We start from the raw sequence: 21213 nt of genomic DNA, 5'->3' as shown, positions 1-21213 counted from the left end.
CGCGCCACTCGGAGGGCCACATGGAGCGTTGCAATGGAATTCCGGCGAAGGCGCTGCTGCTACTCGCGCTGTGCGTCCAGGCGAAGGCCGCCGTGGTCGAGGAAGTGCTCCGCGTCCCGGTCTCCGTGACGGACGGCTTCGGCCGCAACGTGAGCCAGGAAATCGTCGTCACGGTCTGGCGCGACGACGCCGCGCCGCAGCCCTATCCCATCCTCGTGCTCAATCACGGCCGCGACGGAGACGCGAACGGCCGTGCCGCCATGGCTCGGGCGAGGTACACGGCCAATTCGAAGTGGTTCGCCGAGCTCGGCTTCCTAGTGGCAGTCCCCACGCGCATAGGCTACGGCGCGAGCGGCGGCCCGGACGTGGAGGACACGGGACCCTGCAGCCGCAAGGTCTATGCGCCCGCTTATGCGGCGTCGGCGCAGCAGACCCTGCAGGTGCTTGGGGCCTTGCGGGCCCGCGCAGACACCTTCCCGGACCGGGCCGTCGTTGCGGGCCAGTCCTTCGGCGGGGCGACGGCCATCGCGGTGGCGGCCCTCAACCCGCCGGGTGTGCAGCTGGCCATCAACTTCGCCGGTGGCTCGGGTGGCAACCCCAAGCAGTCCGCGCAGCAGCCCTGCCGTCCGGCCAACAACGCCAGCACGTTCGAGGACTACGGCAAGACGGCGCGCGTCCCGACGCTCTGGATCTACACGGAAAACGACATGTACTTCGGCCCGAAGTATCCGAAGGAGTGGTTCGACAGGTTCCATGCCGCCGGCGGCGTGGGCGAGCATGTGCTGTATCCAGCGTACGGCAAGGACGGCCACTCCCTGTTCACGGCCGCGCCCGAAGTGTGGCGCCCGCGCGTGCTGGAGGTCCTGAAGCGCACGGGGATCGCGCTGCGGCTGCCCCCGGGCAGCGGGTCCTAGCGGAAACACGCCCAGATCATGTCGCCCACGGCGACCATCATCTGCGGCCGGGTGTAGAGCGCGAAGACGCCCGCCAGCACCGCGGCGATGCCGCTCCAGAGGGCGAGGGTCTTCAGGCGTGCGCGCATCTCAGGCCGGCTGCGGCGCGCTGCCGCGGGCGATGGGCGCTTCCCGCACCGGCAGGTTCACGAGGGCCGCGAACACGCCCAGGGCGATGGCAAGCCACCAGACGATGTCGTAGCTGCCGGTGCGGTCGTACAGCAGGCCGCCCAGCCACACGCCCATGAAGGAGCCGATCTGGTGGCTGAAGAAGGCCGATCCGCCCAGCATGGACAGGTGCGCCACGCCGAAGATCTGCGCGATCGTGGCGTTGGTGGGCGGCACCGTGGACAGCCACAGCATGCCGATCACGGCGGAGAAGATGTAGACCGACAGCGGCGTCAGCGGCGCCCACAGGAACAGCGCGATCGCGATCGAGCGCCCCAGGTAGATGCCCGCCAGGATCTTGCGGCGCGCGAGCTTCTGCCCCAGCGTGCCGGCGATGTAGGTGCCGAACACGTTGAACAGGCCGATCAGCGCCAGCGCATAGCTCGCGACCTGCGGCGACAGGCCCTTGTCCTTCAGGTAGCTGGGCATGTGCACGCCGATGAACACGACCTGGAAGCCGCAGACGAAGTAGCCGGCCATCAGCAGCTGGAAGCTCGGGTAGCGGAAGGCTTCGCGCAGCGCCTGCATCACGGTCTGCTCGCGCTTCGCGGGCACCGAGCCGGCGCCGAAGCCCGGCTCGCGCAGGCCGAAGGCGAGCGGCGCGATCAGCAGCACGGCGAGCGCCAGGGCCAGCAGGGCGTTCTGCCAGCCCAGGACGTTGATCAGCATGCCTTCGACGGGGACCATGAGGAACTGGCCGAAGGAGCCGGCCGCGGCGGCCACGCCCATCGCCCAGGAGCGGCGCGAGGGGTCGATCTGCCGGCCGATGATCCCGTAGACCACCGCGTAGGTCGTGCCCGCCTGCGCGGCGCCGATCAGGACGCCGGCCGTCAGCGAGAACACGAGCGCGTTGGGGGCGAGCGCCATGCCCGCGAGGCCCAGGCCATACAGGACGCAGCCGCCGACCAGCACGCGGAAGGCGCCGAAGCGGTCGGCCAGCATGCCGGCGAAGATGCCGATGAAGCCCCAGGCCAGGTTCTGCACGGCGAGCGCGAAGGAGAAGGTCTCGCGGTCCCAGCCCTGGGCCTGCGTGATGGGCGCCAGCCACAGGCCGAAGCCGTGGCGGATGCCCATGGACAGGGTGACGATCAGGGCGCCGCAGGCGAGCACCTGCGTCATGGAAAGCTTGCGTTCGGCGACGGACATGGAGCGCGAATGTAGCGAGAAGGACTCACCCGTGCTTGCCGCGTCGCTGACAACCCCTTGAATTCTTCGGCCGGGATTGATGAAGGCAGGGCATCAATGTTAGGGTGCCTGTATGTTCATCCAGTGAAGCGGAAGGCCGAGACTACAATCCGCACCCCTATGGCGAGCAAACCATCCGAGTATTCCGAAGGTTCGATCCGCGTGCTCAAGGGCCTGGAGCCCGTCAAGCAGCGGCCCGGCATGTACACGCGCACCGACAACCCCCTGCACGCGGTGCAGGAGGTGCTGGACAACGCCGCCGACGAGGCCCTGGCCGGCCATGGCAAGCGCATCCGGGTCGCGCTGCACACCGACGGCTCGGTCAGCGTCGAGGACGACGGCCGCGGCATCCCCTTCGGCATGCACCCGGAGGAGAAGGCGCCGGTGATCGAGCTCGTGTACACGCGGCTGCACGCCGGCGGCAAGTTCGACAAGGGCAAGGGCGGCGCCTACAGCTTCTCCGGCGGCCTGCACGGCGTCGGCGTGTCGGTCACCAACGCGCTGGCGAAGCGGATGGAGGTCACGACCTGGCGCGAAGGCCAGGTCGCCACCATCGTGTTCGCCGGCGGCGACGTCGAGGAGAAGCTGAAGGTCCGCAAGGCCGGGCCCGACGACCGCAAGCAGGGCACCACCGTGCGCGTGTGGCCGGACGGCAAGTACTTCGAAAGCACGCAGCTGCCCATGGCCGAACTGGCCCACCTGCTGCGCAGCAAGGCGGTGCTGATGCCCGGCGTGACGGTGCAGCTGACCGACGAGAAGAAGAAGGACACCCAGACCTGGCAGTACAAGGGCGGCCTGCGCGACTACCTGATGCAGACCCTGCCGGCGGACCCGGTGATCCCGCTCTTCGAGGGCGAGGGCTACGCCGACAACAACGACAACTTCGCCGACGGCGAGGGCGCGGCCTGGTGCGTGGCCTTCACCGAGGACGGCGCGCCGGTGCGCGAGAGCTACGTCAACCTGATCCCCACCACCGCCGGCGGCACGCACGACAGCGGCCTGCGCGACGGCCTGTTCAACGCGGTCAAGAGCTTCATCGAACTGCACAACCTGCAGCCCAAGGGCGTGAAGCTGCTGCCCGAGGACGTCTTCGCCCGCGCCTCGTACGTGCTCTCGGCCAAGGTGCTGGACCCGCAGTTCCAGGGCCAGATCAAGGAGCGGCTGAACTCCCGCGACGCCGTGCGCCTGGTCTCCAGCTTCGTGCGCCCGGCGCTGGAGCTGTGGCTCAACCAGCACGTGGAGTACGGCCGCAAGCTGGCGGAACTGGCGATCAAGGCGGCGCAATCGCGCCAGAAGGCCGGCCAGAAGGTGGAGAAGCGCAAGGGCTCCGGCGTCGCCGTGCTGCCCGGCAAGCTCACCGACTGCGAGAGCAAGGACCTGGCGCACAACGAGATCTTCCTGGTCGAGGGCGACTCCGCCGGCGGCAGCGCCAAGATGGGCCGCGACAAGGAGTCGCAGGCCATCCTGCCGCTGCGCGGCAAGGTGCTCAACACCTGGGAGGTCGAGCGCGACCGCCTGTTCGCCAACACCGAGATCCACGACATCGCGGTGGCGATCGGCGTCGACCCGCACGGCCCGAACGACGAACCGGACCTCTCCGGGCTGCGCTACGGCAAGATCTGCATCCTGTCGGACGCCGACGTCGACGGCTCGCACATCCAGGTGCTGCTGCTGACGCTGTTCTTCCGGCACTTCCCCAAGCTGATCGAAGCCGGCAACGTGTACGTGGCGCGGCCGCCGCTGTTCCGCGTCGATGCGCCCGCGCGCGGCAAGAAGCCGGCCTCCAAGCTCTATGCGCTGGACGAGGGCGAGCTCACCGTCATCCTCGACAAGCTGCGCAAGGACGGCGTGCGCGAGGGCGCCTGGACCATCAGCCGCTTCAAGGGCCTGGGCGAGATGAGCGCCGAGCAGCTGTGGGAGACCACGCTGAACCCGGACACGCGGCGCCTGCTGCCGGTGCAGCTGGGCCGCTTCGACTTCAGCGGCACCGAGAACCTGATCACCAAGCTGATGGGCAAGGGCGAGGCCGCGGCGCGCCGCGAGCTGATGGAACTGCACGGCGACGCCGTGGAGGTGGACATCTGATGGCCGCCCGGCCGGCACTGCTCGCGCTGCTGCTGGCCGCGTCGCTGGGCTGGCTGGCCCCGGCGCACGCCGAGGTCTGGGGCTACGTCGACGAAGAGGGCGTGGCGCACTTCGCGGCGGAACCGCTGGATGCGCGCTACGAGCTGTTCTTCCGCGGCGGCGAGGAGCCGGCGCCGGCCGGGCCGACGCCGCGCGAGGTGGCGGTGCCCACGCGCTCGGCCAGCAAGCTGATCGCCTTCTTCGACATCTCGCCCAGCTTCAAGCAGGTGAAGCACCACCTGCGCGAGGCCTCGCGCGAGCAGGGCATCGACCTCGAACTGCTGCAGGCGCTGATCGCGACCGAGTCGGGCTTCGACCCGGACGCCGTCTCGCCCAAGGGCGCCGTCGGCCTCATGCAGATCATGCCGGCCACGGCGCAGCGCTACGGCGTGCGCGGCGACCGCAAGGCGCCGATCGCGAAGAAGCTCACCGACCCGCGCATCAACGTGCGCACGGGCGCGCGCTACCTGCGCGACCTGATCCGCCGCTACCCCGGCCGGCTGGAGCTCGCGCTGGCCGCGTACAACGCGGGCGAGGGCGCGGTGCGGCGGGCCGGCAACCGCATCCCCGACTATCCCGAGACGCGCAACTACGTGCAGACGGTGATGCAGCTCTACACGATGCTGAAGCCGCCGGCCATGACGGCCGCCGCTCCCGAGCCGCCGCGGCGCGTGCGCGTGGAGCTGCCCGGCCCGGCGGGCGTCGCGGCCCGGCGCAACGTGCCGGCCGGCCTGCCGCTGCTGGCCGCCTCGGCGCCGCCGGCCGAAGCGGAAGAGCCGGTGCTCGACTACTGAGGGATGACGGAAACCATAGACCCCGCCCAGCTGTGGCTCGGCGCCTGCGTCGGGGCGCAGGTGCTGCTGGTCTTTTCCTGCGTGATCCAGGCGAACGTCTACCGCGAGCGCGCCTTCCTGCTGCATGCGGCGGCGACGCTGATGGCCGTGGTCGCCGTGCAGGCGGTGGTGGGCAACCCGTCCGTGCTGCCGCCCGCGGTGCTGCTGCTGGTGCCGGCGCTCGCCGGCCTGCAGCTGATGGACATGATGAGCCACGCGGCCGGCCTGCGCCGCGCGCGCCGCGGGCTGCTGGTGGTCAGCGCCGGCGCGCTGCCGCTGCTGGCGGCCGCCGCCGTCTACACGCCCTGGGCCTTCGCCATCGGCATCGTGCTGTGGACGGCGATCGTCGCGCTGGTGCTCGTGCGCGCGTGGCGCCAGAGCCGGCCCTGGGTCTGGTGGCTGCTGCCGGCGGTGGCGGCGCTCTCGATCGCCGGCATGCTGGTGGAGGCGACCGCGCCCCCGTACGCCATCGAGGACGCGCTGGTGCTGGCCGGGCTGCTGACGGTGTGGGCCGCGTGCACCTACCTCGCCTGCGGCTGGCGCGGCCGCATCTTCGGCGAGACCCGCGCGCGCATCCAGGCCCGCAACACCGTCGACCCGCTCACCGGCCTCGCGACGCCGCTGGTGCTGGCCGAACGCATGCTGGCGGCGCGCCACCTCACGCGCCGCTACGGCCACCCGAGCGTGGTGATGGTCGTGCACATCGAGAACCTCGCGGCGCTCGCGGCAGAATTCGGCCCGGAGGCGGCCGAATCCGCCGTGCTGGCGGCGGCGAGCCGCGTGCGCGAATCGCTGCTGCGCGACGGCGACGTGGCCGCCCGCCTGACCCACGCGCGCCTGGGCGTGCTGGCCGAGGGCGCGGCGCCCGGCGAGGCGGCGGCCACCATCGCAACGCGTATCCTCGTGGCCGGGCTCAAGGAGCCGCTGGCCGCCGCGAAGGCGGAATACCTGCGCTTTCGCATCGTGCAGGCGGCCGTGCCCGCCGAGGACATCGCGCCGCGCCTGCTGCTGCTGAAGCTCAACGCGCGCATGGACCAGGAACTGCGCGCCGGCTCCGAGCGGCGCATCGTGACGATCACGCAGGAAGAACTGAACGCGTCCAACCCCTGATGGACTGACCCGAGAAGCATGGAGCAAGAAATCATCCCCCTGGCCGGCGACGGCGACGACAGCGGCCTCGACCTGGCCACCTATGCGCAGCGCGCCTACCTGGAATACGCGCTGAGCGTCGTGAAGGGCCGCGCGCTGCCGGACGTCGCCGACGGCCAGAAGCCGGTGCAGCGGCGCATCCTCTATTCGATGTGGCGCATGGGCCTGGGCTACGGCGGCGGCGCCGGCGCCAAGCCGGTGAAGAGCGCGCGCGTCGTCGGCGACGTGCTGGGCCGCTTCCACCCGCACGGCGACCAGGCCGCCTACGACGCGCTGGTGCGCATGGCGCAGGACTTCGCGCAGCGCTACCCGCTGATCGACGGCCAGGGCAACTTCGGCAGCCGCGACGGCGACGGCGCGGCGGCGATGCGCTACACCGAGGCCCGCCTCGCCAAGATCGCCAACCTGCTGCTCGACGAGATCGACGAGGGCACGGTGGAGTTCGTCCTCAACTACGACGGCAGCACGCAGGAGCCGGTGGTGCTGCCGGCGCGCCTGCCCTTCGCGCTGCTCAATGGCGCGAGCGGCATCGCCGTGGGCCTGGCCACCGAGATCCCGTCGCACAACCTGCTCGAGGTCGCCGAGGCCTGCGTCGCGCTGCTGAAGAACCCGAAGCTGTCCGACGAGGACCTGTTCACGCTCATCCCCGGCCCGGACTATCCGGGCGGCGGCCAGGTGATCAGCAGCGCCGCCGACATCGCCGAGGCCTACGGCAGCGGCCGCGGCTCGCTGAAGGTGCGGGCGCGCTGGAAGATCGAGGAACTGGCGCGCGGCCAGTGGCAGCTGGTCGTCACCGAGCTGCCGCCGGGCGTGAGCGCGCAGAAGGTGCTGGAGGAGATCGAGGAACTCACCAACCCGAAGGTGAAGGCGGGGAAGAAGGCGCTGACGCAGGACCAGGTGCAGTTGAAGCAGACCGTGCTGGCCGTGCTCGACACGGTGCGCGACGAGTCGAGCAAGGACGCGCCGGTGCGCCTGGTGTTCGAGCCCAAGACGAGCCGCATCGACCAGTCCGAGCTGACCACCACGCTGCTCGCGCACACCTCGCTGGAGACCTCGGCGCCGGTCAACCTGACCATGGTGGGCCTGGACGGCAAGCCGGTGCAGAAGTCGCTGCGGCAGATGCTCGCCGAGTGGATCGAGTTCCGCCAGCGCACGATCGAGCGGCGCTCGCGCCATCGCCTGGACAAGGTGCTGGACCGCATCCACATCCTCGAGGGCCGGCAGCTGGTGCTGCTGAACATCGACGAGGTGATCGCGATCATCCGCGCCGCCGAGGATCCGAAGCAGGCGCTGATCGCGCGCTTCAACCTGTCGGAGCGGCAGGCCGAGGACATCCTGGAGATCCGGCTGCGGCAGCTGGCCCGGCTGGAGGCCCTCCGGATCGAGCAGGAGCTGAAGGAACTGCGCGGCGAGCAGGCGAAGCTGGAAGAGATCCTCGGTTCGCCGGCCGCGCTGAAGCGCCTGATGGTCAAGGAGATCGAGGCCGACACCAAGGCCTTCGGCGACGCGCGCCGCACGCTGATCCAGGCCGAGAAGAAGGCCGTGGCCGAAGTGAAGGTGATCGACGAGCCGGTGACGGTGGTCGTCTCCGAGAAGGGCTGGGTGCGCGCGCGCCAGGGCCACGGCCACGAGGCGTCCAGCTTCGCCTTCAAGGCCGGCGACGGGCTGTACGGCACCTTCGAGTGCCGCACGGTCGACACGCTGCTGGCCTTCGGCAGCAACGGGCGCGTGTACTCCGTGCCGGTGTCCGTGCTGCCGGGCGCGCGCGGCGACGGCCAGCCGCTCACGACCTTCATCGAGCTGGAGGCGGGCACGCAGCTCACCCACTACTTCGCCGGCGCCGGCGGGGCCTGGCTGCTGCTGGCCAACTCCGGCGGCTACGGCTTCCTGGCGCAGGTGGACAACATGGTGTCGCGCCAGAAGGGCGGCAAGTCCTTCCTGAGCCTGGGCGCGGGCGAGACCGTCTGCCGTCCCTCGCCGGCGAACGTGCCGCCGCAGGCGCCGGCCACGCACGTGTGCTGCGCCTCGACCGGCAAGCGCATCCTGACCTTCGAGATCGGCGAGCTGAAGGCCATGGCCAACGGCGGCCGCGGCCTGATGCTGATGGACCTGGAGCCGAAGGAGGAGCTCGCGGGGGCGGCCGCCTACACGCGCTCGGTGCGCATCAGCGGCCTGGGCCGCGGCGACAAGGAGCGCGAGGAGGTGCTGGAGATCCGGTCCCTCAACAACGCGAAGGGTTCGCGCGGGCGCAAGGGCAAGGTGGCCGACCTCGGCTTCAAGCCGCTGGCCGTCACCCGCGTCGAATGATGGAGCGCCGCCGCCTGCGCGCGGGCAGCGCCATCACGCCGCAGGAGTTCGACGAACTGTCGGACGAGGAACTGGAGCGTCTGGTGCCGAAAAAGTACCGCGAGTACTTCCCGGGCAAGGACGGCTGCGCCGACGGCTTCTTCTACCTGCACGACGGCACCGCGTATTCGTTCTATCGCGGCGGCCTCCTCGACGAATGACCGCCTTGCTCCCTCTCCCGCCCGCGGGAGAGGGCCGGGGTGAGGGCGGCCGCCCGCCACCCTCTCACCCCCGGTAGTCCCCCCGCTCCGCCCGCTCCAGGAAGGTCGCCAGCTCCGGGCTCAGCAGGTCGTCCATCGCCCGCTGGATCGCGTCCTCCGGCCAGTCCCACCACGCCACCGCCAGCAGCCGCTCGACGACCTCCGGCGCGAACCGGTACTTCACCAGCCGCGCCGGATTGCCCACGACGATCCCGTAGGGCGGCACGTCCTTCGCCACGACGCTGCGCGCCCCGACGACGGCGCCGTGGCCGATCGTCACGCCGGACAGGATCATCGCTTCGACGCCGATCCACACGTCGCTGCCGATCACGATGTCGCCCTTGGTCGTCGGGTGCCCCGTCTTGTGGCGCGCCGCGGGCCACAGCACGTTGAAGGGATAGGTGGTCACCCAGTCGATCCGGTGCTCGCCGCCGAGCATGACCTGGGCGCCGCGCGCGATCGAGGTGTACGCGCCGACGCGCAGCACGGCCCCTTCCTCCCAGCCGCGCACGGCCAGGTCGCCGTAGCTTCCCCTGCCGATCTCGTACTGCGGGTAGCGTTCCGCCAGCGGGACGCGCCGGCCCTTGCCGGTGAGCCTGCGGCGGATGCTCCTGAAGATCTTCATCCCGGGGGCTCAGACCTCCGCGACCAGCTCGATCTCCACGCAGGCGCCCATCGGGAGCTGCGCGACGCCGAAGGCGCTGCGGGCGTGGGCGCCCTTGTCGCCGAAGACCTGCGCGAACAGTTCGCTCGCGCCGTTGGTGACCACGTGCTGCTCGGTGAAGTCCGGCGAGGAGTTCACCAGGCTCATGACCTTCACGATGCGCTTGACGCTGTTCAGGTCGCCCACGGCGGCCTGCAGCGTGCCCAGCAGGTCGACGGCGATCGCGCGCGCGGCCTGCTTGCCTTCCTCGGTCTGCATCGTCTTGCCCAGCTGGCCGACCCAGGGCTTGCCGTCCTTGCGCGCGATGTGGCCGGACAGGAACACCAGGTTGCCGGTGCGCACGAAGGGCACGTAGGCGGCGGCGGGCGTGGCCACCGGCGGCAGCGTGATGCCCAGTTCCTTGAGCTTGTCGTTGACGTTCATGTTCTTCTCCTGAGGGGAAGCCTCATTGTGGCATCGGCTGCGCGGGCGTGACCGTCACCGCCACGTGCAGCGCGTGCCGGGCGCCGCCGTGGATCACGCCGCGCAGCGGCGACACGTCCGAGTAGTCGCGGCCGATGGCGAGCGTCACGTAGTCCTCGCCGGCAGCGCGGTCGTTGGTGGGGTCGAGGTCCACCCACGCGCCGCCGTGCTCCTGCGGAACGTACACCGCCACCCACGCATGCGAGGCATCGCTGCCCACCAGCCGGGGCTGCCCGGGTGGGGGCTCCGTCAGCAGGTAGCCGCTCACGTAGCGCGCCGGCAGGCCCAGGCTGCGCAGGCAGCCCAGCATCACGTGCGCGAGGTCCTGGCACACGCCCTTGCGCAGCGCCAGCGCCTGCAGCGCCGGCGTGTTGACGTCGGTGGCGCTGGCCTCGTAGGCGAAGTCGCGGTGGATGCGTCCCGTCAGCGCGCGCGCGGCATCCAGCAGCGGCCTTCCCTGCGGGAAGCTCGCCTGGGCGTAGGAGGCGAAGGCGGCGTCGCGCGGCACGTAGGGCGAGGAGAACACGAACGCGCTCGCGGGGTCGTAGCGCGCGTCGCGGTGGTAGCGCATGGCATCGGCGACCTGCTCCCAGGGCGGGCTCGTGGCCGGTGCCGCGGGCACGGTGGTCGCGACGCGGCTTTCCGCGCGCACGCGCAGGAAGTCGTGCGCGAACTCCAGGCTGAAGAAGCTGCGCGCGTTGCCGAAGACGTCGCGCCACTCGCTGGCGGCCGCCGGCCCCGGCTCGATGACGAGCCGGTGTTCCAGCAACTGCTGCCCGCCGCCGTCGCGAGGCTTCAGGTGCGCCATGTGCTGCGCGGTCCGCACCAGCGCGCCGTAGTCGTAGGCGGTCTCGTGCAGCACGTGCAGCAGCATGCGCTCAGGCCCCCACGCTGTGGCGGCCGTCGCCGGAGTGGGCGAAGTAGCGGGCCGTGAGGTCGTCGGAAAGGCGGTAGGACGCGTCGACGCACTGCTGCAGCAGTTCGGCCAGGCGCGCGTGGCGGCCCGCGGCGTCGCGTTCGCACAGCGCCTCGAGCGTCCAGTGCTGCGGATCCGGCACCGGCATGGCCATGACGGGCATCACCCCCGGCGGCGAACCGGCCATGCGCGCGAGGCGGCCGCGCAGGGTCTGCGCCACCCAGCCCAGCGAGCGGGGGTTGTCGCGGTCGAGCACGAGCAGGTCCAGCAGCGCCGGGATGTCGTGCCGCTGCTGGTACTGTGCGTGGAAGGTGATGGTGCTGTCGAACAGGGCCACGATGGCCTCGAAGCCGCCGGGGTCCTGCACCGCGCCGGTCCCGAAGGCGGTGGCGAGCGCCTGTGCCAGGAAGCCCAGGCGCTCCAGGTGGCGGCCGGTGGAGAGCAGCCGCCAGCCGTCGTCGCGCGTCATGCGGTCGGTCTGCGCGCCCGTCATCGCCGCGGTGTGACCGGAGAGCACCTCCAGCACGCGCAGCACCTCCACCGAGGAGTAGTCGCCCTCGGCGACGCAGGCGGCGCAGCCGAGGCGGAATTCCTGCTCCGCCCGCACGATCAGGTTCCACTGCTCCTGCGACAGCCGTTCGCGCACCGCGCCGGCCGCGTTGCGCAGCGCCGCCAGGTTGTAGCCGACGCTGGTCGCCTTGCGCGCGTCGCCCAGCGCCGCCACCAGCGAGCGCTCGAACACGCGGCGCGCCTGCGTCGGGGCCGGCACGGCGGGCAGCACCAGGCCGTTGCCGACGGCGGTCTCGCCCAGCCACGCCAGCAGGGGCCGCGCGCCCTGGTCCTCGCCGTTGAGGCATTCGATCGCGAGCCGGGCCAGCCGCGCCGTGTTCTCCGTGCGTTCCGTGTAGCGGCCCAGCCAGAACAGGTTTTCCGCGGCGCGGCTGGTCACCGTGCGGTTGCGGTGGCGCGTGTCGACCGCGGGATGCTCGTGCTGCAGCAGGCTGGTGCGGTCCACCTCGCCCTCGGTCTGCACCCAGGTGTCGGCGCTGCTGCCGCCGCGCTGCATGGAAGCGAACTCGCGCTCGCCGGCGATGCGCGTGAGGCCCCCGGGCAGCACGCGCCAGCCCTGCGCGCCGTCGGACACGGCGAACACGCGCAGCAGCAGCGAGCGCGGCTGGATGCGGTCGCCGGAGCGCTCGCTCTTCCAGGTGGGCATCTGCGACAGCGGCAGCCAGGCCTGTACCGTGTGCTGGTCCGGCTCGCGCATGATGCGGCCGGCCCATTCGTCGAGCTGGCGCGTGGACAGCTTGCGCCCCGCCACCACGTTGCCGCCGCCGTAGGTCGGCTTGATGACGCTGCTGGCCAGCTGCGGCAGCGCCGGGAGCATGGCCGCGCGCTCGCCGCACCACCACGTGGGCAGCGCCGGCAGGCGCAGTTCCTCGCCCAGCAGGTGACGGCTCAAGGCGGGCAGGAAGCCGAGCAGGGCCGGGGACTCCAGGAAGCCGGAGCCGGGCGCGTTGGCGACCAGCACGTTGCCCGCGCGGATCGCCTGCAGCAGGCCCGGCACGCCCAGGTGCGAGTCGGCGCGCAGTTCCAGCGGGTCGAGGAAGGCGTCGTCCAGGCGCTTGAGCACGCCGTGCACCGGCTCCAGGCCCTTGAGCGTCTTCAGGTACAGGCGCGCGTCGCGCACCGTGAGGTCGCTGCCTTCCACCAGCGTCAGGCCCAGGTAGCGGGCGAGGTACGCGTGCTCGAAGTAGGTCTCGTTGTGGGGGCCCGGCGTGAGCAGGACGATGCGCGGTTCACCGCCGCCCGCGGGGCTCATGGCCGCCAGGCTTTCCAGCAGCGCGCGGTAGGTGGCGGCGAGCCGCTGCACCTTGAGGTCGCGGAAGGCCTCGGGGAACAGGCGCGAGATGATGAGCCGGTTCTCCAGCAGGTAGCCCAGGCCCGAGGGCGCCTGCGTGCGCTGCGCCATCACCCACCAGGCGCCGCCGGGATCGCGCGCGAGGTCGAAGGCGGCGATGTGCAGGCGCCGCCCGCCCGCCGGCGTGACGCCGTGCAGCGGCCGCAGGTAGCCGGGATGGCCTTGCACCAGCGCCGGCGGCAGCAGGTTGGCGGCCAGCAGCGCCTGCGGCCCGTAGACGTCGTCGAGGATGCGCTCCAGCAGGCGCACGCGCTGCAGCACGCCGGCCTCGATCTGCTGCCAGGCCGCGGGCGGCACGATCAGCGGGAACAGGTCCAGCGACCACGGCCGCTGCGGCCCGCCCGCGTCGGCATGGACGTTGTAGGTGACGCCGTTCTCGCGCACCTGCCGCTGCAGGTCCGCCGTGCGCCGGTTCAGGTCGGCGAAGCCCTCGCGCCCGAGGTTCTCGAAGAAGCGGGCCCAGGGCCGAGTGGGCAGCGCGTGCCCGCCGACGATGGCCGCCTGCGGGCCCGTGCCGCCGGGAAGCGGCGCCGAGATGCCGCCCCGCAGTTCGTCGTAGTGCCCGGGCGCGGCCGGCGGCGCCAGCGCCGCGGCGAGCGCAGCGGGCGTCTCCTCGGCCTGGGCGCCGAACAGGGAATCGTTGGTCGGTTCCACGCCGGGGCATTCTCCCACCCGCATCGCCCGCGCTGACGCGGCCGTTGCCCGACGGATATCGCCGGGCCATCGTCACCACGCCACACCACGATGGGACGCGGGTCCGCTCGTCGCTCGCGTGAACCGGCTGGCGGCCCGGCGCTGCCGTCCAGCCGGGCATCTGGGACAGTCGAGCCAGGGAGTCGGCCGGAGGAGAAGCGACATGGGAGCGTGCGTGACAAAGTAGCAACTCATCGTCTTGTGACGAAATGTAGATGCCGCTAGCATGTAACTAAATGCGACAACCTCTCGAAGCCCGCTCCCCCGCCGAGGTGCCCCAGGCGCCGCGGATGGGCGACTTCGGTCATTCGTCGCAACTCACCTCCACCCTCGGCGGCGATCCCGGCCTCGCCGAAGGGCTCACGGTCGCCACCTTCCTGTACGCCCGCCTGCACAACTTCCAGGCCGTCTGCAATGCGCTCGGCCCCGAGGAAGCGGCTTCGTTCATCAACGAAGTGCGCAGGATGCTGACGGATCCCGTCACGCGGCTGAACGGCGAGGTGGCGCAACGGCGCCCCGACTCCATCCTCGCGGTGTTCAGCAACAAGCCGGACGACCGCAAGCCGAACCACGCGCAACGCGGCCTGCATGCCGCCATCCTGCTCGTGCACGACGCCGTGCACCTGGCACAGGCGGTGGCCGCGCGGCCGCAGCTCGCGGGCCTGCCGATGCTCACGATGGCCGCCGGCGTGCACCTGGGACAGGCCGAGCTGTCGCGACGCAACAACGGCGGCAACGTCAAGGTGCAGGCCATCGGCGATGCTGTCGAGGTGGCCCGGCTGCTGGAGGTGACCGCGATGGACCTGAACTGGAGCGTGGCGACGTCCGCCGGCACGCGGCTGGCCGCGGCCGGCCGCGCCGAGGGCGGCCGCATCGGCTCCGTGGGCCTGCCGGACGGCAGCTTCATCGACATCGTGGAAGTCACCGGCCTCGTGCCGCGCAAGGGTTCGACGACGCCTCCGCGCGTGTTCGAGGCGCTGCGCGAGGGGCTGGTCGCCAACATGCACGCCCGCAAGCGCTCCGGCGGGCCCGTCGCGGCGAACGGCGCACCGCTGTCGGGCGCGCAGTTCCTCGTCGAGGGCTACCGCATCCTGCGCAAGATCGGCGAGGGCGGCATGGCCACCATCTTCCTCGCCCAGGCGGCCGAAGGCGGCCCGCCGCAGGTGCTGAAGGTGATGCAGCTCGATCGGGCGGTGGAAGCCGACGGCCTGCAGCGCTTCATCCAGGAATACGCCCTGCTGGCGCAGATCCAGCATCCGAACGTCGCGCGCATCTTCCGGCAGGACTTCTCGCTGGCCCATGCCTACATCGCCATGGAGTACTTCCCGCAGGGCGACCTGCGCGCGCGCATGAAGGCCGGCCCCATCGACCCGGCGACCGCCGTCTCGTACCTGAAGCAGGCGGCGGCGGGGCTCGCGGCCATCCACGAGGTGGGCATCGTGCACCGCGACCTGAAGCCCGACAACCTGATGCTGCGCCAGGACGGCAGCCTGGCGCTGGCCGACTTCGGCGTCGCCAAGCAGGTGTCGATGAAGATCACCGACACGGGCGACGGCGACATCGTCGGCACGCCCTACTACCTGAGCCCCGAGCAGGCGCTCGGCGAGCCGGTGGACGCGCGCTGCGACATCTACAGCCTGGGCGTGCTCGCCTTCGAGCTGCTGACCGGGCGCAAGCCCTATCACGCCAGTTCCGCGCAGGAGCTGCTGCGCATGCACGTGCAGGACCCGGTGCCGCTGCTGCCGCTGGAGCACGCGCACCTCCAGCCCGTGATGGAAAGCCTGATGGCCAAGGACCGCGAGCAGCGCTATCCCTCGGCCCGCACCCTGCTGGACGACCTGGCGCAGATGGGCCTGTGATGCAGCCGGCGACGACCCTTCCCACCTCCTTCGCCTGGCGCGCGCCGCGCGCCGCCGGGCACGACGCCGGCGGCTTCCAGGCGCCGCCGCGCGTGCCGGGCTACCGCCTGCTGCGCCAGATCGGCAGCGGCCGCCGCACCGCGGCCTGGCTCGCCTGGGACCTCAACCGCCATGCCGACGTCGTGCTGAAGCTGGAGCCGGCGCCGGGCGCCTCGCTGCAGCGCGACTGCGCCATCGCCGCCCGCGTGCAGGGACCGCACCTGGTGCGCGTGCACGGACAGGGCCGCACCTCCGCCTGGTCGTACGTGGCGATGGAATACCTGCAGGGCGGCGACCTCGCGCGCCGCCTGCGCGAACCGCTGCCGCGCGCCCTCGCGCTGTCGCTGCTGCGCCAGGCCGCCGAGGCCCTCGCGCAGCTGCACCGGCAAGGCCTGGTGCACCGCGACGTGAAGCCCGCCAATTTCCTGCTGCGCGCCGACGACACCCTGGTGCTCGGCGACCTCGGCCTCGTGGCCGAGGCGGGCCAGCAGGACGTGGCGCCCGGCACGCTGGTCGGCACGCCGCGCTACGTGGCGCCCGAGCAGCTGCAGGGCGCGCCCGCCGCGCCGGCCGCCGACGTGTACAGCCTCGGCGTGATGCTGGTGGAGATGCTGTGCGGCCGTCCGCCCTTCGCCGGCGAGACGCTCGCGGAGGTGCTGGCGCAGCACCTGGCCGCCCCGCCCGCGCGCCTGCCCGCGGCGCATTCGGATTTGCAGGACCTGGCCGACCGCATGCTGGCCAGGGACGTGCAATCGCGGCTACCCGATGCGGATGCCGTGCTCGGCCTGATGGGCCAGAGGTGCTGAAGTGACTTTGAACGAACAATACCTGGTCGACGTGATCGGCTTCAACCCGGTGGAGCGCTCGATGCTGGCCAGCATCTTCGCGCTGGCCGCCCGGCGCGATCCCGGCTTCGTGCAGTACGACCCTGCCACCACCGTGAGCGGCTCGGCCGACATCTACCTCGTGGATGCCGAGAACCCCGAAGCCCTGAACGAGTTCCGCACGCTCAGCAAGCGCGCCAACCTGCCGGCCGTGATGGTCGGCTCGGGCGGCGACAGCATGGGCTTCCCCATGCTGCCGCGGCCGCTGCAGTGGGCGCGCCTGCTGCAGGCGCTGGAGGAGACGGTGACGGCCGGCTCGGGCGACAAGGTGCGCGAGGACAACCCCGCGACCCTGGGCCGCACGCTCTCGGGAACCAGCGCCGGCCGCACCAGCCCCGGAGCCAACCCGCCGCCGCTGGCCGACGCCGCCGCGAAGAAGCGCGCCCTCGGCGACACGGTGCTGGTGGTGGACGACAACGCCTCGGTGCGCATGTTCATGAAGGCCAAGCTCGCGCCCTTCAACTTCGAGGTGGACTTCGCCGAGACCGGCGAGGAGGCCGTCGGCCTGACCGGCACCCGCGAGTACACCTGCGTGTTCCTCGACGTGGTGCTGCCCGGCATCGACGGCTACCAGGTCTGCAAGCTGATCAAGGCCAACAAGCAGGCGATCAAGAAGACGGCGGTGGTGATGCTCACCAGCCGCAGTTCCCCGTTCGACAAGCTGCGTGGCTCGCTCGCCGGCTGCGACGAGTACCTCACCAAGCCGCTCGACGAGGACCGGCTGCTGGAGGTGATCGCGCAGTTCCTGCCTTCCAGCCGCAAGCGCGACAAATCCCGGAGCAAACAACAATGAGCAAGGCAATCCTGGTGGTGGACGACACCCGCTCGATGCGCGCCATGGTGGCGGCGGTCCTGCAGGGCGCCGGCTACGAAGTGGCGGAGGCGGGCGACGGCGTGGAGGCGCTGGAGCTCGCGCGCAAGCGCGTGTTCGACCTGGTGGTGACCGACCACAACATGCCCCGCATGGACGGCGTGACGCTGGTGCGCGAGCTGCGCCAGCTGCCGAACTACGACCCGGTGGCGCTGATCGTGCTGTCCACCGAGGCCAGCCCCGAGCTGAAGCAGAAGGGGCGCGAGGCCGGCGCGACCGGCTGGATGAACAAGCCCTTCGATCCCCAGCGCATGCTGGACATCGTCGGCAAGTTCGTCTGAGGACGGGGACGGGCCGATGTTCCAGCCTTCCAATGCCTTCGGCGACCCGGTCGCCTTCCGCACCATCTTCTTCGAGGAGGCGCAGGAGCACCTGGCCAACGTGGAGGCCATCCTCCTGCGCATGGACATCGACGCCCCGCATCCGGACGACCTGAACGCGATCTTCCGCGCGGTGCACTCCATCAAGGGCAGCGCGGCGATGCTGGGCTGCAACGAGATCGCCGCGCTCACGCACCTGCAGGAGAACCTGCTGGACCTGCTGCGCAAGAACGAGCGCCCGATCGAGGCCGCCGACGTCGACGCGATGCTGCAGGCCGGCGACGTGCTGCGCCTGCAGGTGCTGCACCGGCGGGGCACGGTGGCGCAGGCGCCCGAGTCGGGCACGGTGGAGGCGCTGCTGCGCGAGCGGGTGGCGCAGCCGTCCGCCGACGGCGGCGGCCAGTCCGGCCCGGTCACGCGCAGCTTCCGCGTGCGGCTCGGCCCGCTGCCGCAGCCGATCGACGCGATGGAACTGGAGATGATGCTCTCCGGCCTGTCCGAGATGGGCACCGTGAGCGGCACCGTCGTGGACAACACCGCCGGCGGCAGCGTGGCCTTCGACGTGCTGCTGCAGGGCGCGGCGGCGGACCTGCAGAGCGTGCTCGCGCTGGTCGTCGCACCGGAGCAGATCGCGGTGGAGACGCTGGGCGTGGTGCCCGCGCAGCCCGCGGCCGAAGCCGATGCGCCGCCGCAGGTGGAGCCGGCGCCGCAACTGCAGGCCGTGGCGCCCGCCGCGCCGGCCGCCAACGAGAACGACGAGTTCTTCGTCGACCCCGAGGAATTCCGCCGGCAGGCCGGGCGCGCCCGCGCCGCGGAAGCCGAAGCCGCGGCGGACGCCGCGCCCGCCGACGACAGCGTCGACCTGTTCGTCACGCCGGAGCAGTTCCGCAAGGCGCGCAAGCCGGCGGCGCCCGCGCGCCCCGCGCCTGCCGCCGCGGAGCATCGCGAGCCGGTGCTGCCGGCCGCGCACGAGGCGAGCTTCATCCGCGTCTCCACCGAGAAGATCGACCTGCTGGTGAACCTGGTGGGCGAGCTCGTGATCACCGAGGCCATGCTCGCGCGCACCGGCGCGCTGGCCGAAGAGGCCGGCACCGGCGTCGCCGACGCGCGCCTGGGCGCCGGCAGCGGGCTGGCGGACCTGTCGCGCCACACGCGCAACCTGCAGGAGGCGGTGCTCGCCATCCGCATGCTGCCGATCTCCAACGTGTTCCAGCGCTTCCCGCGCGTGGTGCACGAGCTGTCGGCGCGCCTGGGCAAGAGGGTCGAACTGAAGATGTCAGGCGAGACGACCGAGCTGGACCGCGGCCTGATCGAGAAGATCTCCGATCCGCTCACGCACCTGGTGCGCAACGCGATCGACCACGGCCTGGAGCCGCCCGAGCAGCGCGTCGCGGCCGGCAAGCCGGCGCACGGCACGGTGACGCTGCGCGCGAGCCAGCGCGGCGGCAACATCGTGATCGAGGTCGGCGACGACGGCCGCGGCCTGGACCGGCAGCGCATCCTGGCGCGCGCGGCGCAGCGCGGCATCCCGATCTCGCCCGACGCGCCGGACGCCGAGGTGTTCGCGCTGGTGTTCGAAGCCGGCTTCTCCACGGCGGAGAAGGTGACGGACGTGTCGGGCCGCGGCGTCGGCATGGACGTCGTGAAGCGCAACATCCAGGCCCTGAGCGGCACCGTGGACCTGCATTCCGTCGCGGGGCAGGGCACGCGCGTGACGGTCAGCGTGCCGCTCACGCTGGCCATCATGGAAGCGATGACGATCGCCATCGGCGGCGAGACCTACGTGCTGCCGCTCGCGAGCGTCGTGGAGTCGCTGAGCGTCACCCCCGACGAACTTCACACGCTGCCCGGCCACGGCGACACGTTGCGCGTGCGCGAGGACTACCTGCCCGTGCTGCACCTGGCGAAGCTGTTCCCGCCGCAGAAGCCGCGCGACAACGGCGGCGGCATCGCCGTGATCGTCGAGACCGACGGGTCCAAGGCGGTGCTGCTGGTGGACGAACTGGTCGGCCAGCAGCAGGTGGTGGTGAAGAGCCTGGAGACGAATTTCCGCCGCGTGCCGGGCCTGTCCGGCGCGACGGTGATGGGCGACGGTTCGGTGGCGCTGATCCTCGACGTGGCGCACCTCGTGCGCCTCTCGGGGCGCGAAGGCGCGATGCTGCTCTGAGCGGCGCGGGCGCGGGGCACGGCCCCGGGCCGGCCGCGTCATGCGATGGAATCCACCCGACTCGACTTCTTCCGCAACCAGCGCCTCTCGCGGCGCCTCACGATCGGCTTCGGCATCGTGCTGCTGCTGGTGGCCATCGCCTGCATCTTCGCCGGTCACGGGCTGGACCAGCTGCGCCGCGGCGCCGAGGCGCGCGCGGCGGCGATTCCCGCCACCGCGACCGATCCCGCGCTCGTGCAGGCGCGCAGCGAGGCCGAGGCCGACGCGCGCCTGGCCGAAGAGAGCCTGCTCGTGCTGCTGGGCCTGGGCCTGCTGGCCGGCATCTGCGGCAGCTTCTCGGCCTGGCGCGTGAGCAGCTCGGTCGCGGCGCCGCTGCAGGAAGCCGTGCGCACGGCCGAGCGCATCGCCGACGGCAAGCTCGCCGCCATGCCGCTCACGCAGCGGCGCGACGAGACCGGACGCCTGCTGCAGGGACTCGACGCGATGCGCGCGCGGCTGGCCGCGCTGGTCGGCGAAGCGCACCGCGCCGCCGGCAGCGTGGCCGCGGCCAGCGTGGAGATCGCGCAGGGCCACCAGCACCTCGCGGCCCGCACCGAGATGCAGGCGAGCACGCTGGAGGAGACGGCCAGCGCGATGGAGGAACTCACGGCCACCGTGCAGCAGAACGCGGAGCATGCGCGGCTGGCCAGCCAGCTCGCGGTGGACGCCTCCGAGGTCGCCCGCAAGGGCGGCGAGGTCGTGGGCCAGGTGGTCAGCACGATGGCCGGCATTTCGGAGGCCTCGCGCAAGATCGGCGACATCATCGGCGTGATCGACGGCATCGCCTTCCAGACCAACATCCTGGCGCTGAACGCCGCGGTGGAAGCCGCGCGCGCCGGCGAGCAGGGCCGCGGCTTCGCCGTCGTGGCCGCCGAAGTGCGCAGCCTCGCGCAGCGCAGCGCGCAGGCGGCGCGCGAGATCAAGGCGCTGATCGGCGCGTCCGTGGACCGGGTCGACGCCGGCGCGCAGCTGGTAGATGCGGCGGGCAGCACCATGCAGGACATCGTCGCTTCCGTGAAGAAGGTGAGCGACCTGATCGCGGAGATCGCGGCGGCGAGCGAGGAGCAGGACGCCGGCATCCAGCAGGTCAACGGGGCCGTCTCGCACCTCGACTCGGTGGTGCAGCAGAACGCCGCGCTGGTGGAACAGGCCACGGCCGCGACGGCGTCCATGCAGGCGCAGGCGGCGTCGCTGCTGCAGGTGGTCGCGCGCTTCGAGCTCGATGGCGAGGCGCCCGAGCCGGGACGTCAGGAAAACGCGACAGCCTGGCTGGCGCGAACGGCGGCAGCGGCGGGATGAACGGGGCTTCGTGCCGGCGTGCTTCGAATACTGCACAAGAGCCGCCTGTAACGAGAGATTGACGATTGCAACAACATGCGGGCGATGGCATCCTCGGACGCGAAGTCCGGGGTTCGCCCCA

The 21213-nt window shown here is 71.7% G+C and carries 18 protein-coding genes; 12 read left to right on the top strand and 6 right to left on the bottom strand.

The window, feature by feature from the left end; genetic code table 11:
- The first annotated feature begins 20 nt into the window (after window positions 1-20).
- Complete coding sequence (locus ACY0MJ_RS08280; RefSeq protein ID WP_462637893.1) at window positions 21-914, top strand: dienelactone hydrolase family protein; 894 nt, start codon at window positions 21-23, stop codon at window positions 912-914.
- Here ACY0MJ_RS08280 and ACY0MJ_RS08275 read toward each other — a convergent pair.
- Together ACY0MJ_RS08275 and ACY0MJ_RS08270 are read right to left on the bottom strand one after the other, a co-directional pair.
- Window positions 911-1042, bottom strand: coding sequence for a hypothetical protein (locus tag ACY0MJ_RS08275; RefSeq protein ID WP_462637891.1), 132 nt, complete (start codon window positions 1040-1042; stop codon window positions 911-913). The two genes, ACY0MJ_RS08280 and ACY0MJ_RS08275, sit on opposite strands and share 4 nt — an antisense overlap.
- Window position 1043: 1 nt before the next feature.
- Window positions 1044-2267, bottom strand: coding sequence for an MFS transporter (locus ACY0MJ_RS08270; RefSeq protein WP_462637889.1), 1224 nt, complete (start codon window positions 2265-2267; stop codon window positions 1044-1046).
- 159 nt (window positions 2268-2426) lie between these two features.
- On the opposite strand from ACY0MJ_RS08270, the gene ACY0MJ_RS08265 reads away from it, so the two are divergent.
- Genes ACY0MJ_RS08265 through ACY0MJ_RS08245 form a run of 5 tightly spaced genes read left to right on the top strand, consistent with a single transcriptional unit; the run spans window position 2427 to window position 8919 of the window.
- On the top strand, window positions 2427-4391 hold the full coding sequence (locus tag ACY0MJ_RS08265) for a DNA topoisomerase IV subunit B (protein ID WP_462637888.1): 1965 nt from the start codon (window positions 2427-2429) through the stop codon (window positions 4389-4391).
- Window positions 4391-5224: a lytic transglycosylase domain-containing protein gene (locus ACY0MJ_RS08260; RefSeq protein WP_462637886.1), complete on the top strand. Its 834-nt coding sequence runs from the start codon at window positions 4391-4393 to the stop codon at window positions 5222-5224. Before ACY0MJ_RS08265 ends, ACY0MJ_RS08260 begins: the two co-directional genes overlap by 1 nt.
- A gap of 3 nt (window positions 5225-5227) precedes the next feature.
- On the top strand, window positions 5228-6373 hold the full coding sequence (locus ACY0MJ_RS08255) for a diguanylate cyclase domain-containing protein (protein WP_462637885.1): 1146 nt from the start codon (window positions 5228-5230) through the stop codon (window positions 6371-6373).
- An 18-nt stretch (window positions 6374-6391) separates the two neighbouring features.
- The gene (parC, locus tag ACY0MJ_RS08250; RefSeq protein WP_462637884.1) at window positions 6392-8719 is read left to right on the top strand and encodes a DNA topoisomerase IV subunit A; all 2328 of its coding nucleotides are present in this window, start codon (window positions 6392-6394) and stop codon (window positions 8717-8719) included.
- Window positions 8716-8919, top strand: a complete 204-nt coding sequence (locus ACY0MJ_RS08245; RefSeq protein WP_462637883.1) for a hypothetical protein — start codon at window positions 8716-8718, stop codon at window positions 8917-8919. The genes parC and ACY0MJ_RS08245 overlap by 4 nt, the downstream gene beginning before the upstream one ends.
- 64 nt (window positions 8920-8983) lie before the next feature.
- On the opposite strand, the gene ACY0MJ_RS08240 is transcribed toward ACY0MJ_RS08245, so the two are convergent.
- From ACY0MJ_RS08240 to ACY0MJ_RS08225, 4 genes are read right to left on the bottom strand one after another with little or no spacing between them, the layout of a single operon-like run.
- Window positions 8984-9583, bottom strand: a complete 600-nt coding sequence (locus ACY0MJ_RS08240) for a CatB-related O-acetyltransferase (protein WP_462637882.1) — start codon at window positions 9581-9583, stop codon at window positions 8984-8986.
- 9 nt (window positions 9584-9592) lie between these two features.
- Window positions 9593-10045, bottom strand: a complete 453-nt coding sequence (locus ACY0MJ_RS08235) for a RidA family protein (RefSeq protein ID WP_462637881.1) — start codon at window positions 10043-10045, stop codon at window positions 9593-9595.
- A 22-nt stretch (window positions 10046-10067) separates the two neighbouring features.
- Window positions 10068-10958 carry a transglutaminase family protein gene (locus tag ACY0MJ_RS08230; protein ID WP_462637880.1) on the bottom strand — a complete coding sequence of 297 codons (891 nt, stop codon included), beginning with the start codon at window positions 10956-10958 and terminating at the stop codon, window positions 10068-10070.
- A gap of 4 nt (window positions 10959-10962) precedes the next feature.
- On the bottom strand, window positions 10963-13575 hold the full coding sequence (locus ACY0MJ_RS08225) for a circularly permuted type 2 ATP-grasp protein (protein WP_462637879.1): 2613 nt from the start codon (window positions 13573-13575) through the stop codon (window positions 10963-10965).
- A gap of 275 nt (window positions 13576-13850) precedes the next feature.
- Here ACY0MJ_RS08225 and ACY0MJ_RS08220 point away from each other — a divergent pair, with 275 nt between their 5' ends.
- The 6 genes from ACY0MJ_RS08220 to ACY0MJ_RS08195 are packed head-to-tail and all read left to right on the top strand — an operon-like array spanning window position 13851 to window position 21092.
- Window positions 13851-15473 (top strand): protein kinase domain-containing protein, encoded by a 1623-nt coding sequence (locus ACY0MJ_RS08220; RefSeq protein WP_462637878.1) that lies wholly within the window; start codon window positions 13851-13853, stop codon window positions 15471-15473.
- The gene (locus ACY0MJ_RS08215) at window positions 15473-16318 is read left to right on the top strand and encodes a serine/threonine-protein kinase (RefSeq protein ID WP_462637876.1); all 846 of its coding nucleotides are present in this window, start codon (window positions 15473-15475) and stop codon (window positions 16316-16318) included. The genes ACY0MJ_RS08220 and ACY0MJ_RS08215 overlap by 1 nt, the downstream gene beginning before the upstream one ends.
- Window positions 16319-16325: 7 nt before the next feature.
- Window positions 16326-17189, top strand: coding sequence for a response regulator (locus ACY0MJ_RS08210; protein WP_462637875.1), 864 nt, complete (start codon window positions 16326-16328; stop codon window positions 17187-17189).
- Entirely contained in the window at window positions 17186-17548 is a 363-nt protein-coding gene (locus tag ACY0MJ_RS08205) for a response regulator (RefSeq protein ID WP_462637874.1), read from the top strand. The genes ACY0MJ_RS08210 and ACY0MJ_RS08205 overlap by 4 nt, the downstream gene beginning before the upstream one ends.
- Before the next feature lie 16 nt (window positions 17549-17564).
- Window positions 17565-19754, top strand: coding sequence for a chemotaxis protein CheA (locus ACY0MJ_RS08200; RefSeq protein ID WP_462637873.1), 2190 nt, complete (start codon window positions 17565-17567; stop codon window positions 19752-19754).
- A 45-nt stretch (window positions 19755-19799) separates the two neighbouring features.
- A complete protein-coding gene (locus tag ACY0MJ_RS08195) occupies window positions 19800-21092 on the top strand; it encodes a methyl-accepting chemotaxis protein (protein ID WP_462637872.1) in 1293 nt (430 codons plus the stop codon).
- Window positions 21093-21213 lie beyond the last annotated feature (121 nt).

The organism is Ramlibacter sp. bp-362, assembly GCF_054956735.1.
Note: the sequence above shows the minus strand (reverse complement) of the source record. Positions and strands in the feature narration are given on the sequence as shown.

What these genes read in the sequence shown, in the direction of transcription:
- ACY0MJ_RS08240 (WP_462637882.1), bottom strand. Translation starts at nt 9,583, where the DNA reads ATGAAGATCTTCAGGAGCATCCGCCGCAGGCTCACCGGCAAGGGCCGG.
- ACY0MJ_RS08245 (WP_462637883.1), top strand. Translation starts at nt 8,716, where the DNA reads ATGATGGAGCGCCGCCGCCTGCGCGCGGGCAGCGCCATCACGCCGCAG.
- ACY0MJ_RS08230 (WP_462637880.1), bottom strand. Translation starts at nt 10,958, where the DNA reads ATGCTGCTGCACGTGCTGCACGAGACCGCCTACGACTACGGCGCGCTG.
- ACY0MJ_RS08200 (WP_462637873.1), top strand. Translation starts at nt 17,565, where the DNA reads ATGTTCCAGCCTTCCAATGCCTTCGGCGACCCGGTCGCCTTCCGCACC.
- ACY0MJ_RS08275 (WP_462637891.1), bottom strand. Translation starts at nt 1,042, where the DNA reads ATGCGCGCACGCCTGAAGACCCTCGCCCTCTGGAGCGGCATCGCCGCG.
- ACY0MJ_RS08205 (WP_462637874.1), top strand. Translation starts at nt 17,186, where the DNA reads ATGAGCAAGGCAATCCTGGTGGTGGACGACACCCGCTCGATGCGCGCC.
- ACY0MJ_RS08255 (WP_462637885.1), top strand. Translation starts at nt 5,228, where the DNA reads ATGACGGAAACCATAGACCCCGCCCAGCTGTGGCTCGGCGCCTGCGTC.
- ACY0MJ_RS08220 (WP_462637878.1), top strand. Translation starts at nt 13,851, where the DNA reads ATGCGACAACCTCTCGAAGCCCGCTCCCCCGCCGAGGTGCCCCAGGCG.
- ACY0MJ_RS08260 (WP_462637886.1), top strand. Translation starts at nt 4,391, where the DNA reads ATGGCCGCCCGGCCGGCACTGCTCGCGCTGCTGCTGGCCGCGTCGCTG.
- ACY0MJ_RS08280 (WP_462637893.1), top strand. Translation starts at nt 21, where the DNA reads ATGGAGCGTTGCAATGGAATTCCGGCGAAGGCGCTGCTGCTACTCGCG.
- ACY0MJ_RS08235 (WP_462637881.1), bottom strand. Translation starts at nt 10,045, where the DNA reads ATGAACGTCAACGACAAGCTCAAGGAACTGGGCATCACGCTGCCGCCG.
- parC (WP_462637884.1), top strand. Translation starts at nt 6,392, where the DNA reads ATGGAGCAAGAAATCATCCCCCTGGCCGGCGACGGCGACGACAGCGGC.
- ACY0MJ_RS08270 (WP_462637889.1), bottom strand. Translation starts at nt 2,267, where the DNA reads ATGTCCGTCGCCGAACGCAAGCTTTCCATGACGCAGGTGCTCGCCTGC.
- ACY0MJ_RS08195 (WP_462637872.1), top strand. Translation starts at nt 19,800, where the DNA reads ATGGAATCCACCCGACTCGACTTCTTCCGCAACCAGCGCCTCTCGCGG.
- ACY0MJ_RS08215 (WP_462637876.1), top strand. Translation starts at nt 15,473, where the DNA reads ATGCAGCCGGCGACGACCCTTCCCACCTCCTTCGCCTGGCGCGCGCCG.
- ACY0MJ_RS08265 (WP_462637888.1), top strand. Translation starts at nt 2,427, where the DNA reads ATGGCGAGCAAACCATCCGAGTATTCCGAAGGTTCGATCCGCGTGCTC.